The following is a 15,507-nucleotide window of genomic DNA, read 5'->3' as shown; positions in this document are numbered from 1 at the left end:
GCCGGAGACGCGCGATTCAGCGCTGCCAGGCGGGCCACTCCGGGTCGTGACCGGGCCAGACCTCGACGCCGGGCTCCGCCGCGAGGTCGGCGAGGCGCTCGATCGAGCGCTGGGCCGCCTCGGCGTCACCGGGACGCGCCGTCCAGCCGCAGGCGGTGCGCTCGTCGAGGTTGCGGCGGAGGTCCGCCGCGTCGCAGGCGAGCACGATCGAGCGGTCGGCGAGGTCGATCCGGAACGACTGGTGGCCCGGGGTGTGCCCTCGGGTGTCGAGGGCGGTGACGCCGGGGGCGAGCTCGGTGTCGCCGTCGAGGAGCAGCACCCGGACGTCGGCGTCGAGGAGGTCCTGCGGGACGACGGTCTCACGGCGGCCGAGGCCCTCGCCGAGCCACTCCCACTCGCGCCGCTGGAGGGCGACCGGAGTGCCGGCCGGAGCGAGGCGCAGCCCGCCGGTGTGGTCGAGGTGCAGGTGCGAGAGGGCGACGAGGGCGAGGTCGCTCCAGCCCAGGCCAGCCGCCGCGACCTGCTCGGCGAGCGCGTCGCCGGGCGGGACGACGGCGGTGTAGCTCTCGTAGTCGTAGTGCGCGGCGCGCTGGGCGGGGTCGCGGACCCGGTCGAGGTGGAATCCGCCGTCGATCAGGATCCAGGAGTCGCCGAGGTCGATCGCGGCGCCGGTGACCGGCTCGAGCAGGAAGCGCGCCGGGTCGCCGCCGCGGAGCGAGATCGACTCCGCGATCGGCTCGTGGCCGAGCACGAGCGGGACGAGGCGGCGGGGGCGGCCGAGCGGAAGGGCGCCCGGCCAGTCGTCGGCGATCACGGGAACCTCCTGCAGCTCTTCGGATTGGATCCAATATAGTCGTGAATGAATCCACGACCATCCTTCCGCACGAGACGAGGGCTCGCATGACCGGCGCCATCCCGATCAACATCCCGATCACTACCGAGATGCTCCACTGGGGCCGTCGGCCGACCTACGAGATGGTCGAGCAGATCGTGGACGGCTACCCCTCCGACGTCTCGCGCTGGCTGATCGGTGCGCACACCGGCACGCACGTCGACGCGCCCTCGCACTTCGTGCCGGGCGGTGCGACCGTCGACGAGATCGCGCTCGAGAGCGTGGTCGGGCCGGTCCGGGTGCTCGACCTGCGGCACGTCGCGGAGGAGATCACGGACGAGGACCTCGTCGCGGCCGGTGCCGAGGGGGCGGTGCGCGTGCTGTTCCGCACGCGCAACTCGACCGACGCGCTGACCCGCGCGGTGAAGTCGGAGACCTGGGTCGGCCTCGCGCCGAGCGGGGCGCGCTGGCTGGTCGAGCACGGCGTGCTCTTCGCGGGGCTGGACTACATGACGATGGAGGCGCCCGCGCACACCGAGGAGTGGCCGACCCACGTGATCCTCTGCGGCGCCGGCGTCGTGATCCTCGAGAACGCGGACCTCGCGCAGGTCGAGCCCGGCGACTACCTGATGGTCTGCCAGCCGGTCGCCTTCGAGGGCCGCGAGGCCGCGCCCGCCCCGACGGTCCTGCTCCCCCTGCCGTGAGCCGCTCCCCGCGAGATGCCACTTATGAGCGCGACACGCCGTGGAAAGCGCTCACAAGTGGCATCTCGCGGAGAGAGGCAGGCTCGCGGAGGGGATCAGACTCCCGCGGGCTCCAGGGCTCCCTGCTGCTCGCGGTCGAGCTCGGTGCGGACCGAGCGCTCGCCGGCGAGCTCGCGCGGGGTGCGCGGGGCGAGGAGGCCGACCACGATGAAGGTGCCGAAGCCGATCGCCGCGGCGACGAGGGTGGCGTAGCCGTCGAAGCCGGCGCCGATCAGGTCGTTCGGGACGTAGAGGATGTCGTTCGGCACGCCGTAGAGCGTCGGGGTGAGCGCCAGGAAGACCAGGCGGACGACCAGGCCGACGCCGGCCGCCGTGAGCGCGGCGACGACTCCGGGGCGCTTCCAGAAGACGCCGAGCAGGAAGGGCGCGGCGAGGCAGGCGAGCATGATGTCGAACGCGAGCGTCAGCAGGATGCCGGTCTGGCTGACCCGGATCGCGAGGAACGAGCCGAGGATCACGATCGGCACCATGGCGACGCGGGTCCAGCGCAGCAGCGGGTCCGGGCCGCTGCCGGAGTGGCGGCGGACCGAGAGCACGTTGCGGACGACGATCGCCGAGGTGGCGAGGATGGCGCCGGACGCCGTCGAGAACGACGCGGCGACGACTCCGGAGAGCACCAGGATCGCGATGACCGGCGGCGCGTAGTCGTCGAGCAGCGTGAACAGCACCGGGCCGTCGGCGGCCGAGAGGCCCAGGACGGCGGTGGCGCTGAGGGCGACGATGGCGAAGATCGAGCCGATCGCCGCGGTGCCGACGGCGGCGGCGTAGCAAGCGCGGCGGGCGACCTCGGGCGACTTGGCGCCGAAGATCCGCTGCATGAAGTCGATCGCGACGAGGTCGCCGATGCCGAGGGCGACGAGGGTGGCCCAGTTGACGGGGGCGCCCATCGCCGGGTCGGTGAGCTGCTCGAAGTCGAACGGCCCCATGCCCTCGGGGATGACGATGCCGTAGGCGAGCGCGACCCAGACCAGCAGCGAGATCGCCGCGACGACCGTGATCACGGTCTGGATGGCGGCGGTGTACGCGTCGGAGAAGAGGCCGCCGGCGATCGTGTAGCTGAGCACGAGGGCGACCGAGAGGATCACGCCCCAGGCGTACGGGATGCCGGCGAAGCGCTCGAGCAGGAAGCCGCAGGCCACCAGGTTGCCGGCCAGCAGGATCGTGAAGGAGAAGACCATGATCACCGAGGCGACGACCTCGGTGGTGCGGTCGTAGCGCATCCGGAAGAAGTCGGCGAGGGTGAAGAGCTTCATCGCGTTCATCGGCTTGGCGAGGAAGAGGCCCGTGATCAGGAGGCAGATCGCCAGGCCGATCGCGAGCGAGGCGCCCGCCCAGAAGCCGAACTGCGAGGTGAGGTCGGTGTTGCCGACGGTGGCGTTCGAGTCGACCGCGGCGGCCGTCAGGCTGACGGCGACGAGCGGGATGCCGAGGCGGCGTCCGGCGACGAGGTAGTTGGCGCTGTCGCCGTCGATCTTGCGGGCGACCGCGATGCCGACGGCGAGGATCACCACGACGGTGATCCCCACTCCGAGGATGATCATGCGTGCTCCGAGCTGCTGGGTGGTGCGGCGGGGTGTTTCTATCGGTTGATAGACACGGATCCTGCCGCGCGCTCGGTCGCGGTTCTTTTCGGGCGTGGGTCGATCCTGTTAACTCCGGCGCGCGGGCCCCTCGGCCACACCTCAAAAGTTGTCGTATCGGGCGCTCGAGTACGACAACTTTTGGAGAGTGGACGGGCGCTCGGGAGTGGGCGGGCGCTCGGGAGTGGGTGGGCACTCAGGAGTGGCGGCGGGGCGTCAGCGCAGGTGGGCGAGCAGGGCCGGGCCCTCGGCGAGCGCCTCGGCGACGGCGGGGCGCGGGAGGTCGAGGACGCGGAGGGCGGCGAGGGCGACCGCCTCCGCGGAGGGGCCGGGCTCGGCGGGCTGCCGGCGGCGCTGGAGGATGACGTTCTCGACGAGGGCGAGCACGAGGGAGGCGCCGGTCGCGGGGTCGGCGGCGCCGCAGGCCGCGACGAGGGTGCGGTAGGCGGTCTCCAGCTCGGAGCGGCGGTCGCGGAACACGGCGAAGCGCTCGTCGCCGAGCTCGGGCAGCAGGTAGAGCGCGCCGACGTTGTGCTCGCCGGCCGCGAGCAGGCGGGCGTCGGAGACGCAGAGCGCCCAGAGGCGCGCGGCCGGCGGCTCGTCGCGGGTGAGCAGCACGGCGGCGGTGTCGAGCGAGGGCTGCACCGTGCCGAGCAGCAGCTCGAGCAGCACCGCGTGCTTGCCGCCGAAGTGGTGGTAGAGCGACGCCTGGCGGATGCCGGCCGCCGCGGCGATGGCGTGCGTGCTGGTGCCGCCGAACCCCTCCGTGCAGAAGAGCGCCGCGCTCGCCGCGAGGATGTCCGCCCGCGTGCCCAGCCCGGTGAGCGACGCCCCGGAGGCGCGCGGCCGTCCGGGGGGTGCGCTGGCCATGCGCTCGACCGTAGCAGCGCCCGGAGCCCCCTCCGCTCCTCGAAAGTTGTCGTACTCGGCGGTCGAGTACGACAACTTCTGGAGAGTGGGGTGGGGTGGGACGCGCGCGAAACACGATCGCAACGTCGGGGTCACAGCAGCGACACGGGGGCGCGGTTGACTTCCTGTCGAGCGATAGAAACCCCGGCAGCGACCGGACCAGCAGACGGAGCAGGCGCAGCATGACGACATCAGGCACCTCGACCACGGCGGGCGCGCGCGAGCACGCCCGCGCCCAGGAGGCGGCGGCGGCGAGCACGCGCCCCGACGCGCCGGAGGGCGTCGCCCCGGCGGACCTGCGCTGGTCCGAGCGGATCGAGGGCGGCGGCTACGGTCACCGCGTCCTCGCCCGCGGGACGCACCTCCGCCTGACCGACGTCACGGGAGACGCCTGCGTCTCGCTCCTGGTGTACAACGCGCTGGAGCCGCACGAGCGGCTGAACGTCGCGGACACCGTCAAGGTGCAGTGGCAGGTCTACGCCGGCGCCGGCCAGCTGCTGCTCAGCGACCAGGGCCGCGTGCTCGCGAGCGTCGTCGCCGACGACTCCGGCCGCCACGACACGATCTACGGCACGACCGCGCTGGCGCGGAACGTCGAGCGCTACGGCGACGGCTCGCCGCAGGGCCCGTCGCCGGCCGGGCGCGAGCTGCTGCTGCTCGGCGCGGCCAAGCACGGGCTCGGGCGGCGCGATCTGCCGCCGAGCGTCTCGTACTTCCAGGGGGTGCGGATCCGCGAGGACGGCAGCCCGGAGTGGCTCGGCGGCGCCGGGCCCGGCCGCTCGGTGACGCTGCGGCTGGAGATGCCGGCGATCGTCCTGCTGGCGAACACCGCGCATCCGCTCGACCCGCGGCCGGAGTTCACGGTCGGCGCGGTCGACGTGCACGCCTGGGCGGGCGGGCCGGCGAGCGCCGACGAGCGCGCCGCCACTCCGGAGGGCCGCCGCGCCTTCCTGCAGACCGACGAGTACCTGAGCGCGAGGGGCATCGCATGAGCACCACCGGCACCGACACGAGCACGAGCAGCAGCGACACCACCACCGCCTACGGCACCGAGACCCACCGCGAGACGGTCGCCGCCCGCGCCCCCTGGTCGCGCCTCCTGAAGCGCGGCGAGTTCCTGACCATCGTCGACGTCGACGGCAACCAGGCCGTCGACTTCCTCGCCTACGACGCGGAGGACCGCACCGCCTACTCCGCCGCCGCGACGCTGCAGGCGCAGGAGACGGTGTACCTCGTCACCGGCTCGGTGCTCCGCGACGCCGAGCACCGCCCGCTGCTGACCGTCGTGGCGACCGACGTCGAGCGCCACGACACCCTCGGCGGCGCCTGCTCGAAGGAGAGCAACGCCCTCCGCTACGGCTTCCACACCACGGCGCAGCACGCCTGCGCCGAGAACTTCGTCGCCGAGCTCTCCCGGCACGGGATGGGCAAGCGCGACCAGGTCTCGAACGTGAACTGGTTCATGAACGTGCCGGTCGACCCGGACGGCGCGCTCGGCATCGTCGACGGCATCTCCTCCCCCGGCCTCAGCGTCACGCTGCGGGCCGAGCGGGACACCCTCGTCGTGGTCTCGAACTGCCCGCAGATCAACAACCCGTGCAACGGCTTCGACCCGTCGCGCGCGGAGATGATCGTGCACAGCGGCGAGAACGCGGGAACGGGCACCGCATGACCTTCGACACCCTCCTCGTCGCCAACCGCGGCGAGATCGCGGTCCGCATCCTCCGCACCGCGAAGGCCATGGGCCTGCGCACGGTCGCGGTCTACTCCGACGCCGACCTCGGCGCCGCGCACGTCGCGCTCGCCGACGAGGCGGTGCGGCTCGGCCCGGCGCCCGCGGCCGACAGCTACCTACGGATCGACCGGATCCTCGCGGCGGCCGCGCAGACCGGCGCCGGCGCGATCCACCCGGGCTACGGCTTCCTCAGCGAGAACGCCGAGTTCGCGCGCGCCTGCGCGGCGGCCGACATCGTCTTCGTCGGCCCCACTCCCGAGCAGCTCGAGGTGTTCGGCGCCAAGCACACCGCGCGCGACGCAGCCGAGCGCGCGGGCGTGCCGCTGCTGGCCGGCACCGGGCTGCTCGACGACGCCGACCACGCGGCCCGCGAGGCCGACCGGATCGGCTACCCGGTGATGCTCAAGGCGACGGCGGGCGGCGGCGGCATCGGCATGCGCGCCTGCCGCGACGAGGCCGAGCTGCGCGCCGCCTGGCGCGAGGTGCGGCGCCTGGCCGAGGCCGGCTTCTCCTCCGCCGGCGTGTTCCTGGAGCGGCTGGTCGAGCGCGCCCGGCACGTCGAGGTGCAGGTCTTCGGCGACGGCGCCGGCCGCGTGGTCTCGCTCGGCGACCGCGACTGCTCGCTGCAGCGCCGCAACCAGAAGGTCGTCGAGGAGAGCCCCGCGCCGGATCTGCCGGACGCCGTGCGCGAGCGCATCGCGGAGGCGTCGCGCCGGCTCTGCGCCGAGGCCGGCTACCGCAGTGCGGGCACGGTCGAGTACATCTACGACCCGGTCCGGCAGGAGGCGGCGTTCCTCGAGGTGAACACCCGCCTGCAGGTCGAGCACCCGGTGACGGAGTCGCGCTACGGCATCGACCTGGTCGAGTGGATGCTGCGGCTCGCGCAGGGCGAGACGGCGTTCCTCGACGCGGTCCCGGAGCCGAGCGGGGCGGCCGTCGAGGCGCGGGTCTACGCGGAGAACCCGGACCTCGGCAACGCGCCGAGCTCCGGCACCATCACCGGGCTGCAGTTCCCGGACGACGTCCGCGTGGACGGCTGGATCCGCCCCGGCAGCGACGTCTCCACCTCCTACGACCCGCTGCTCGCGAAGGTGGTCGTCAGCGGCGCGACTCGCGAGGGGGCCTGGGCCGCGCTCGGACGGGCGCTCGCCGCCACCCGGGTCGACGGCATCGCGACCAACGTCGGACTGCTGCGGGCCATCGCCGCCGAGCCCTCGGTGCTCGCGGCCGAGCACTCCACCGCGACCCTCGACGACCTGCGCGACGCGAGCCCGCGGGTCGAGGTGCTGAAGGGCGGGATGCTGACCACCGTGCAGGACGCGACCGGGCGCCTGGGCTACTGGCCGGTCGGCGTGCCGCCGTCGGGGCCGATGGATCCGCTGTCGTTCCGGCTCGGCAACACCGCGCTCGGCAACCCGGAGGACGCGCCGGGGCTCGAGATCACGATGAGCGGGCCGACCCTCCGCTTCCACACCGCCACCCGCGTGGTGCTGACCGGGGCACCCGCGCCGGCGACCCTCGACGGCGCGCCCATCGCGCAGTGGGAGCCGGTCGCGGTGCCGGCCGGCGGCGTCCTCGCCATCGGCACGGCCGAGAGCGGCATGCGGCTGTACCTGCTGGTCGAGGGCGGGCTCGACATCCCGCTCGTGCTCGGCTCGGCCAGCACCTTCGACCTCGGCGCGATCGGCGGGCACGCGGGGCGCGCGCTCGCCCCGGGCGACGTGCTCGGGCTGCGGACGCCGAGCGTCCCGAACGCCGTGGCGATCGTGCCGGCGGAGGAGCGCCCCGCGTTCCCGCACGCCTGGACCCTCGCCGCGCTCGAGGGCCCGCACGCCGCTCCGGAGTTCTTCACCGAGGACGACATGGCCGTCTTCTACGCCACCGACTGGGAGGTGCACTTCAACTCGGCGCGCACCGGCGTCCGCTTGCTCGGCCCGAAGCCGCGCTGGGCGCGCGAGGACGGCGGCGAGGCCGGGCTGCACCCCTCCAACATCCACGACACCCCGTACGCGGTCGGCGCCGTCGACTACACCGGCGACCTGCCGATCCTGCTCGGACCCGACGGCCCGAGCCTCGGCGGCTTCACCTGCCCCGCGAGCGTCGCGACCGGCCACCTCTGGCGGCTCGGGCAGCTCCGCCCCGGCGACACGGTGCGCTTCGTGCCGGTCACCGCGGCGCAGGCGACCGGGCTGCTCGACGCTCCGCTCGACGAGTCGGCGGCGGGCCGCGCGGCGGTCGACGACCAGGGCGTGCTGCACCGCCGGCCCGCGCACGACGGCGACCCGTCGCTGGTGCTGCGCCGGAGCGGCGACGCGAACCTGCTCGTCGAGATCGGCGAGATGAGTCTCGACCTCGCCTCGCGGATGCGCGTGCACGCCATCGCCGAGACGCTGGAGCAGGCGGCGCTGCCGGGCGTGATCGAGCTGACCCCCGGCATCCGCTCGCTGCAGGTGCACTTCGACCCGCGGACGACCTCGACCGACGCGGTCTCCGAGGCGGTGCTCGCGGCCGAGGCGCTGCTGCCCGCGACGGCCGACCTGCGCGTGCCGAGCCGCACCGTGCACCTGCCGCTGGCCTGGGACGACCCGTCGACGCGCGAGGCGATCCGCCGCTACATGGCCGGCGTCCGCGACGACGCGCCCTGGTGCCCGTGGAACATCGAGTTCATCCGCCGGATCAACGGCCTGGACAGCGTCGACGAGGTCTACCGCACGGTGTTCGAGGCCGAGTACCTGGTGCTCGGGCTCGGCGACGTCTACCTCGGCGCGCCGGTCGCGACTCCGCTCGACCCGCGGCACCGCCTGGTGACCACCAAGTACAACCCGGCGCGCACCTGGACGCCGCAGAACGCCGTCGGCATCGGCGGCGCCTACCTCTGCATCTACGGGATGGAGGGCCCGGGCGGCTACCAGTTCGTCGGCCGCACGGTGCCGATCTGGTCGACGCACCACCAGGCCGGAGCGTTCGAGACCGGCGTGCCGTGGCTGCTGCGGTTCTTCGACCGCATCCGCTGGTACCCGGTGGAGCCGGAGGAGCTGCTCGAGCTGCGCTCCGAGATGGCCGCGGGGCGGCTGCCGCTGCGGATCGAGGAGGGCGAGTTCGGGCTCGCGGAGTACCAGGAGTTCCTCGCGGAGAACGCGGAGTCGATCGCAGACTTCCGCGCGGTGCAGGCCGGGGCGTTCGGCGCCGAGCGCGCCGCCTGGGAGGCGTCCGGCGAGTTCGACCGCGTGGAGGCGGTGCCCGCGCCGCCCGCGTCCTCCGCCGTGGAGATCCCGGACGGCTGCGAGGGCGTCGAGGCGCCGTTCGTGGCGACGGTGTTCCGGATCGACGTGGCCGTGGGGGATGCGGTCGCCGCCGGGCAGACGCTGGTCGCCCTCGAGGCGATGAAGATGGAGGCGCCCGTGACGGCTCCGGCGGCCGGGCGCGTGGTCGCCGTGGTCGCCGAGGTCGGGGCGCACGTGGCCGCGGGCACGGTGCTCGTGGTGCTGGAGACGAGGGCCGAGCAGGCCGAGGAAGAGGACGCAGCATGAGGGACGACCCGGCGCAGGACCCCGCGCACCAGGACCCCGCGGCGCACGTCGCCGAGCGCTACCGGCGGCTGGCCGCCCGGCCCGAGGCGTTCATCGCCCTGCGGCCCGAGGCCGAGGTGGCCGCGGAGCTGGCCGCCGTCGATCCGGCGCTCCCGCTCGCCGGGCTGCTGTTCGCGGTGAAGGGCAACATCGACGTCGCGGGTCTGGAGACGACCGCGGCCTGCCCGGCGTTCGCGTACGCGCCCGCCGAGGACGCGACCGTCGTGGCGCGGCTGCGCGCGGCCGGAGCCGTGGTGCTCGGCTCGGCCAACCTCGACCAGTTCGCGACGGGCCTCGTCGGCACCCGCTCGCCCTACGGCGCGGTGCGGCACGCGGTGGATCCGTCGCGGATCTCCGGCGGCTCGTCCTCCGGCTCCGCGGTCGCGGTGGCGCTCGGCGGCGCGGACTTCGCGCTCGGGACCGACACCGCGGGCTCCGGCCGGGTGCCGGCCGCGTTCCACGGGCTGGTCGGGCTCAAGCCGACCAAGGGCTGGGTCAGCGCCGCCGGCGTGGTGCCGGCCTGCCGGAGCCTGGACGTGGTGACGGTGATGGCGGCGGATCCCGCGATCGCCCGGCGCGCGCTCGACGTGATGGCCGGGCCTGACTCGCGCGATCCGCTCAGCCGCAGCGGAGTCGCCGAGCCGTTCGCCGCCACCGCGCGGATCGGCGTCCCGCGGCCCGGGCAGCTCGGCGAGCTGGCTGACGGCTGGGCCGAGGCGTTCGACGCCGAGGTCGCCCGCTGGGCCGAGGCGGGCGCGACGCTGGTCGAGCTCGACATCGAGGTGTTCCTCGAGACCGCGCGGATGCTCTACGACGGCGCGTTCGTGGCCGAGCGCTACGCGGCGGTCGGCGCGTTCGTCGACGCGCACCCGGACGAGGTGGACCCGGTGGTCGGCGGCATCGTCGCGCGGTCGCGGGAGCTGCCGGCCTGGAAGCTCTTCCAGGACCAGGAGCGGCTCGACCGGGCGCGGGTCGCCTCGGACTCCGTGTTCGAGCGGATCGACGCGCTGCTGCTGCCGACGACGACCGAGCACCCGACGCTCGCGGCCGTCGCCGCCGACCCGATCGGCGTCAACTCGCGGCTCGGGCGCTTCACCAACTTCGCGAACCTGCTCGACCTCGCGGCCGTCGCCTACCCCGCGGGAGTCGTCGACGGGCTGCCGTTCGGCGTGCAGCTGATCGGCCCCGCCTTCACCGACCACCAGCTCGCCGACCTCGTCTGGAGCCGCTCATGAGCACCGCCGCGAACACCGTCCTTCTCGCCGTCGCCGGCGCGCACCTGCGCGACCAGCCGCTGCACCACCAGCTCGCGGATCGCGACGCGGAGTTCGTCGAGGCGACCACGACGAGCGCCGACTACCGGCTCTACGCGCTGTCGACCGTGCCGCCGAAGCCCGGCGTCGTGCGGGTCGCCGAGGGCGGCGCGGCGCTCGAGGTCGAGGTCTACCGGCTGACGGAGGCCGCGTTCGGCTCCTTCGTCGCGGCGCTCCCGCAGCCGATGGCCATCGGCTCCGTCTCCCTCGCCGACGGCTCGCTCGTCAGCGGCTTCCTCGTCGAGCCGATCGCCCTCGCCGGCGCGGACGACATCACCGCCTTCGGCGGCTGGCGCGCCTACCTCGCCCGCTGACGCCGCCCTTCCCTGCTGGTCGAGCAGCGCGCAGCGCGTTCCATGCTGGTCGAGTAGCGCGCAGCGCGCTCCATGCTGGTCGAGTAGCGCAGAGCGCGTTCCATGCTGGTCGAGTAGCCCCGCAGGGGCGTATCGAGACCCGACCTCTGCACAACGGTGGATCTCGATACGCCCGCTGCGCGGGCTACTCGATCAACATGAAGTGCGCCCCCTGCATGTCGCGCAGCGTGCAGCATGCACTTCCTTGCTGGTCGCGCAGCGCGTCAGTTCCATGCTGGTCGAGTAGCGCGCAGCGCGTTCCATGCTGGTCGAGTAGCCCCGCGGGGGCGTATCGAGACCCGACCTCTGCAGCACGGTGGATCTCGATTCGCCCTCTCCGCGGGCTACTCGATCAGCATGGAGTGCGCCCGCTCCGCGGGCTACTCGATCAGCATGAAGGCGCGCATCGGCACGCTCGGGCTAGATCGTCGGGAGGAGGATCTCGCGGACGAGGGCGTCGAGGCGGGCGTCGGCGTCGAGGAACTGGCGGAGGGTGCGGCGGGTGGCGCCGAACGAGCCGAACTCGTCGACGGTCATGCCGTCCTCGAAGTAGGCGCGGCGGAACTCGGGCAGCTCGAGCAGCGCGGCCAGGATCTCGGCGGGGACCGGGACGTCGATCTGCGCCGGGTCGACCTCGATGCGGTTCTCGTGGATCAGCAGCTGCCACTCGAACGGCGGCGAGACGACGAGGTCGCCGCCCACCAGCTCCGACCACTGCAGGTGGTTGCGGAACGCGGCCGAGAGGATGCGCGCGCGGTAGCCGCGCTCCCGGAAGATCCGGTACGCCTCCTTGAGCGCCGCGACGCCCGCCCAGTCGAGGTGGCCGGGCTGCACGAGGCGGCGGTCGGCCGCGACCGACGCCTTGATCCAGTCGTCGAGACGCCCGCCCATGATGGTGACGACGGAGCCGAACTCGTGGTCCGGCAGCCCCTCGGCCGCGCGGCGGTCGAAGCCGCGCTCGATCGCCTCGGCGACCGCCACGGCCTGCGCGACGGTGAACGACACGGTCGCGTTGATGCTGACGCCGCGGTAGGTCGCCTCCTCGATCGCGCGGATGCCGATCGCCGTCGCGGGGATCTTCACGATGATGTTCTCGGCCAGCTCCGAGAAGTGCACGGCCTGCGCGACGAGCGCGTCGGCGTCGCGGTGCAGCCGCGGGTCGGTCTGCACCGAGAGGCGCCCGTCCCGTCCGCCGCTCGCGCGGAACGCGGGGAGCAGCAGCTCGGCCGCCTCGATCGACATCTGCTCGATGGCCAGCCAGCCGAGCTCGCTCTCCCCCGCGGTGGGGTGCTGCTCGGCGAGCGCCGCGATCCGCGGACCCCACACGTCGAGGTGCTTCTCGATCGTGGTCAGCGCGATGACCGGGTTGCAGGTCGCTCCGACCGCGCCGAACGCGATCGACCGGCGCAGCTCCTCGAGGTCCGCGGAGTCGTTCCAGAGGCTGGTCGCCGTCGCGGCGCCGGCCCGGAGCGGCTCGTACGGGGCGGTGGCGGTGGCGCTCATGGTCTTCTCCAGGGGATCGGGCGCCGCGGCGCCGGTGGCGGATGCTCTCATCCTAGCCTTTATCTGTCCGAATGTCCTGACATTGGTGCACGGACATCCGCGCGCTCAGCCGAGCAGCGGCTTCTGCGCCGCCCGCTGCCGCGTGTACTCCTCGAACGCCCGCTGCGTGCTCGGCAGCTCGGACACCTCGGCGACGGGCACGTCCCACCAGCCCTCGCCGCTCGGCGCGTAGAGCAGCGGGTCGCTGTTGATGTGGATGAGGGTCGTGCGGTCGGACGCCTTCGCGGCGGCCATCGCGGCGCGCAGGTCGTCGATCGAGGACCCGCTCGGCGCCACCTCGATCACGTCGACGCCGTAGCTGCGCGCGTTCGCGGCGAGATCGAGCGGGATCTCGCGGTCGTCGAGCCCGCGGTACTGCGTGCCGTAGCGGCCGGAGCCGACGGTCTCGGAGAGGTGCCCGATCGAGGCGTAGCCGTGGTTCTGGATCAGCACCACGATGATCTTCAGTCCCTCGGCCACCGCGGTCACCAGCTCGGTGTGCAGCATCAGGTAGGAGCCGTCGCCGACCATGACGACGACGTCGCGGTCCGAACCCGACGCCTCCGCCCCGCGCTTGACGCCGAGGCCGCCGGCGATCTCGTAGCCCATGCAGGAGAAGGCGTACTCGACGTGGTAGCCGAGGCTGTCGCGCACCCGCCACAGCTTGTGCAGGTCGCCGGGCAGCGAGCCGGCCGCCTGCACGATGACGTCCTCGGGGTCGGTCGCGGACTGCACCGCACCGATGATCTCGGCCTGGCCGGGCAGCGCGAGTCCGGAGGGGGCGAACGCGGCGTCGACCGCGGCGTCCCACTCCGCCTTCTCGCGGCGGAGGCGCTCGGCGTACTCCTCGGAGACGTGGAACCTGCTCAGCTGCTCGCGCAGCGCCTCCAGCGTCTCGCGGGCGTCGGCGATGATCGGCAGCCGGCTGCCGTGCTTGTACGCGTCGAACGCGGCGACGTTGATGTTCACGAACACGACGCCGTCGTTCTGGAAGACGGTGCGGCTCGCGGTGGTGAAGTCGCTGTAGCGCGTGCCGATGCCGATGACGACGTCGGCGTCGGCCGCGAGGCGGTTCGCGGCGGTGGAGCCGGTGGCGCCGATCCCGCCGAGGTACTGCGGGTGGTCCCAGGCGAGGGCACCGCCGCCGGCCTGGGTGGTGGCGACGGGGACGCCGGTGGCCTCGGCGAACGCGCGCAGCGCCTCCTCGGCGCCGGAGTAGATCACGCCGCCGCCGGCGACGACGATCGGGTTCCGCGCGGCGGCGATCGCGGCGACCGCGCGCTCGAGCGGTCCGCGCTCCGGGACCGGACGGCGCAGGTGCCACTCGCGCTCCTCGAGGAAGGCGACGGGGACGTCGAGCACCTCGGCCTGGACGTCCTCGGGCAGGGCGATGGTGACCGCGCCGGTCTCGGCCGGGTCGGTCAGCACGCGCAGCGCGGCCAGGGCGATCGAGTAGAGCTGCTCGGGCCGCTGCACGCGGTCGAAGAAGCGCGAGAGCGGCCGGAAGGCGTCGTTCACGGTGATGCCGATGTCGTGCGGCAGCTCGAGCTGCTGCAGGACGGGGTCCGCGACGCGGGTCGCGAAGGTGTCGCTGGGCAGCAGCAGCGCCGGGAGCCGGTTCGCGGTCGCGAGGGCGGCACCGGTGAGCATGTTGGCGGCGCCCGGGCCGACGGAGGCGGCGCTGGCGTAGGTGCCGAGCCGGCGGTGCATGCGGGCGTAGCCGACGGCCTGGTGCACCATCGCCTGCTCGTTGCGGGCCTGGTGGTACGGCATCAGGGTCGGGTCGAGGGCGTTCGACTGCGCGAGCGCCTGGCCGATCCCGGCGACGTTGCCGTGCCCGAAGATGCCGAACATCCCCGGGATCGTGCGCTCGCGGTGGTCGCCGTCCACGGTCCACTGCCGCGCGAGGAACTCCACGAGCGCCTGGCTCACGGTCATCCGCTGGGTCTTGTCGGCCATCAGTGCTGTCCTCCGGTGGTGCTGGGTGTGCTGTCGGGCGTGTACGGGAGTCGGGGGTCGACGGCCTGGTCGTCCCAGGTGCTGCGGATCCAGCCGTGCGCCGGGTGGTCGCTGATCAGCCAGGCGCGCTCCTCGCCCGGGCCGGCCATCACGTTGAGGTAGTAGAGGTCGTAGCCCGGCGCCGCGACGGCGGGGCCGTGGTAGCCGAACGGGACGAGGGCGATGTCGCCGGTGCGCACGGTCGCGTCGATCGCGATCTCGCCGGCCGGCGAGGTGGAGGTGCTGAACATCCCGAACGGCTCGGCGCCCGCGGGCGCCTCGACGCCGCGGCTGACGGCGGTCTCGAAGTAGTAGATCTCCTCGAGCCGCGACTCGTGCCCGGGGACGTCCTCGTCGTGCTTGTGCGCGGGGTAGCTCGACCAGTTCTCGGCCGGAGTGATCACCTCGCAGACGATGAAGCGGTCGGCCTCGAGTGCGCTCGGGGTGCCGAAGTTGTGCACCTGGCGGCTGGAGCGGCCGGCGCCGCGCAGCTCGACGGGGACCTCGACGCGCGGGACGTAGCGGCTCGGATGCGCGGTCGCGGCGGGCGCCTCCGCGATCGCGACGCGACCCTCCCCCGACACCGTCGCGGAGGAGAGCGTCGAGAGGTAGAGGACGTCGCTCGGTCCGTCGAAGACCGAGGCCCGGCCCGCCAGGACGGTGGTCTCGGCGGGGCCGCCGGCCTCGTGCCGGACGGTGAAGGAGCCGGAGAGCGGGACGACGAGGCGCTCGACGCCCGCCGCGGGGAGCGCGACCTCGTCGCCAGGGCCCAGGTCCGCGACGCGGAGGCCCGTGTGCCGCCAGCCGGGCAGGCCGGCGTCGACGACGGACTCCCAGCCGTCGCGGGCGAGCGCGCCCCGCGGGAACAGCCACTCGTTGTGCGTGGTCATCTCGGGCCTTCCGTCGTGTCTC

12 protein-coding genes are annotated in these 15,507 nt (G+C 73.7%); 6 read left to right on the top strand and 6 right to left on the bottom strand.

Going from position 1 to position 15,507, the window contains the following annotated elements:
• Nucleotides 1–16: 16 nt before the first annotated feature.
• Nucleotides 17–814 carry an N-acyl homoserine lactonase family protein gene (locus tag EDF45_RS00395; RefSeq protein ID WP_185020052.1) on the bottom strand — a complete coding sequence of 266 codons (798 nt, stop codon included), beginning with the start codon at nt 812–814 and terminating at the stop codon, nt 17–19.
• 86 nt (nt 815–900) lie between these two features.
• Here EDF45_RS00395 and EDF45_RS00390 point away from each other — a divergent pair, with 86 nt between their 5' ends.
• Nucleotides 901–1,536 carry a cyclase family protein gene (locus EDF45_RS00390; RefSeq protein WP_123731646.1) on the top strand — a complete coding sequence of 212 codons (636 nt, stop codon included), beginning with the start codon at nt 901–903 and terminating at the stop codon, nt 1,534–1,536.
• A gap of 95 nt (nt 1,537–1,631) precedes the next feature.
• On the opposite strand, the gene EDF45_RS00385 is transcribed toward EDF45_RS00390, so the two are convergent.
• Nucleotides 1,632–3,137, bottom strand: coding sequence for a sodium:solute symporter family protein (locus tag EDF45_RS00385; protein ID WP_123734537.1), 1,506 nt, complete (start codon nt 3,135–3,137; stop codon nt 1,632–1,634).
• 255 nt (nt 3,138–3,392) lie between these two features.
• On the bottom strand, nt 3,393–4,046 hold the full coding sequence (locus EDF45_RS00380) for a TetR/AcrR family transcriptional regulator (RefSeq protein WP_123734536.1): 654 nt from the start codon (nt 4,044–4,046) through the stop codon (nt 3,393–3,395).
• Nucleotides 4,047–4,267: 221 nt separating this feature from the next.
• Between EDF45_RS00380 and EDF45_RS00375 the strand changes: the two genes are divergently transcribed.
• The 5 genes from EDF45_RS00375 to EDF45_RS21515 are packed head-to-tail and all read left to right on the top strand — an operon-like array spanning nt 4,268 to nt 11,016.
• Entirely contained in the window at nt 4,268–5,077 is an 810-nt protein-coding gene (locus tag EDF45_RS00375) for an urea amidolyase associated protein UAAP1 (protein ID WP_123734535.1), read from the top strand.
• Nucleotides 5,074–5,757: an urea amidolyase associated protein UAAP2 gene (locus EDF45_RS00370; protein ID WP_123734534.1), complete on the top strand. Its 684-nt coding sequence runs from the start codon at nt 5,074–5,076 to the stop codon at nt 5,755–5,757. The genes EDF45_RS00375 and EDF45_RS00370 overlap by 4 nt, the downstream gene beginning before the upstream one ends.
• Nucleotides 5,754–9,350 (top strand): urea carboxylase, encoded by a 3,597-nt coding sequence (gene uca, locus EDF45_RS00365; protein ID WP_123734533.1) that lies wholly within the window; start codon nt 5,754–5,756, stop codon nt 9,348–9,350. The genes EDF45_RS00370 and uca overlap by 4 nt, the downstream gene beginning before the upstream one ends.
• Nucleotides 9,347–10,624: an allophanate hydrolase gene (gene atzF, locus EDF45_RS00360; protein ID WP_221181065.1), complete on the top strand. Its 1,278-nt coding sequence runs from the start codon at nt 9,347–9,349 to the stop codon at nt 10,622–10,624. The genes uca and atzF overlap by 4 nt, the downstream gene beginning before the upstream one ends.
• Nucleotides 10,621–11,016 carry a hypothetical protein gene (locus tag EDF45_RS21515; protein WP_207901611.1) on the top strand — a complete coding sequence of 132 codons (396 nt, stop codon included), beginning with the start codon at nt 10,621–10,623 and terminating at the stop codon, nt 11,014–11,016. The genes atzF and EDF45_RS21515 overlap by 4 nt, the downstream gene beginning before the upstream one ends.
• 459 nt (nt 11,017–11,475) lie before the next feature.
• Here EDF45_RS21515 and EDF45_RS00355 read toward each other — a convergent pair whose 3' ends face one another.
• Genes EDF45_RS00355 through iolB form a run of 3 tightly spaced genes read right to left on the bottom strand, consistent with a single transcriptional unit; the run spans nt 11,476 to nt 15,485 of the window.
• Nucleotides 11,476–12,609, bottom strand: coding sequence for a transaldolase family protein (locus EDF45_RS00355; RefSeq protein WP_311316328.1), 1,134 nt, complete (start codon nt 12,607–12,609; stop codon nt 11,476–11,478).
• Between the two features lie 54 nt (nt 12,610–12,663).
• On the bottom strand, nt 12,664–14,556 hold the full coding sequence (gene iolD, locus EDF45_RS00350) for a 3D-(3,5/4)-trihydroxycyclohexane-1,2-dione acylhydrolase (decyclizing) (RefSeq protein ID WP_123734531.1): 1,893 nt from the start codon (nt 14,554–14,556) through the stop codon (nt 12,664–12,666).
• On the bottom strand, nt 14,556–15,485 hold the full coding sequence (gene iolB, locus EDF45_RS00345) for a 5-deoxy-glucuronate isomerase (RefSeq protein ID WP_123734530.1): 930 nt from the start codon (nt 15,483–15,485) through the stop codon (nt 14,556–14,558). Before iolB ends, iolD begins: the two co-directional genes overlap by 1 nt.
• Nucleotides 15,486–15,507 lie beyond the last annotated feature (22 nt).

This window comes from Rathayibacter sp. PhB186 (genome assembly GCF_003751825.1).
Taxonomy (GTDB): Bacteria; Actinomycetota; Actinomycetes; order Actinomycetales; family Microbacteriaceae; genus Rathayibacter; species Rathayibacter festucae.
The sequence above is the reverse complement of the archived record's forward strand: the minus strand, read 5'-3'. Positions and strand labels throughout refer to the sequence as shown.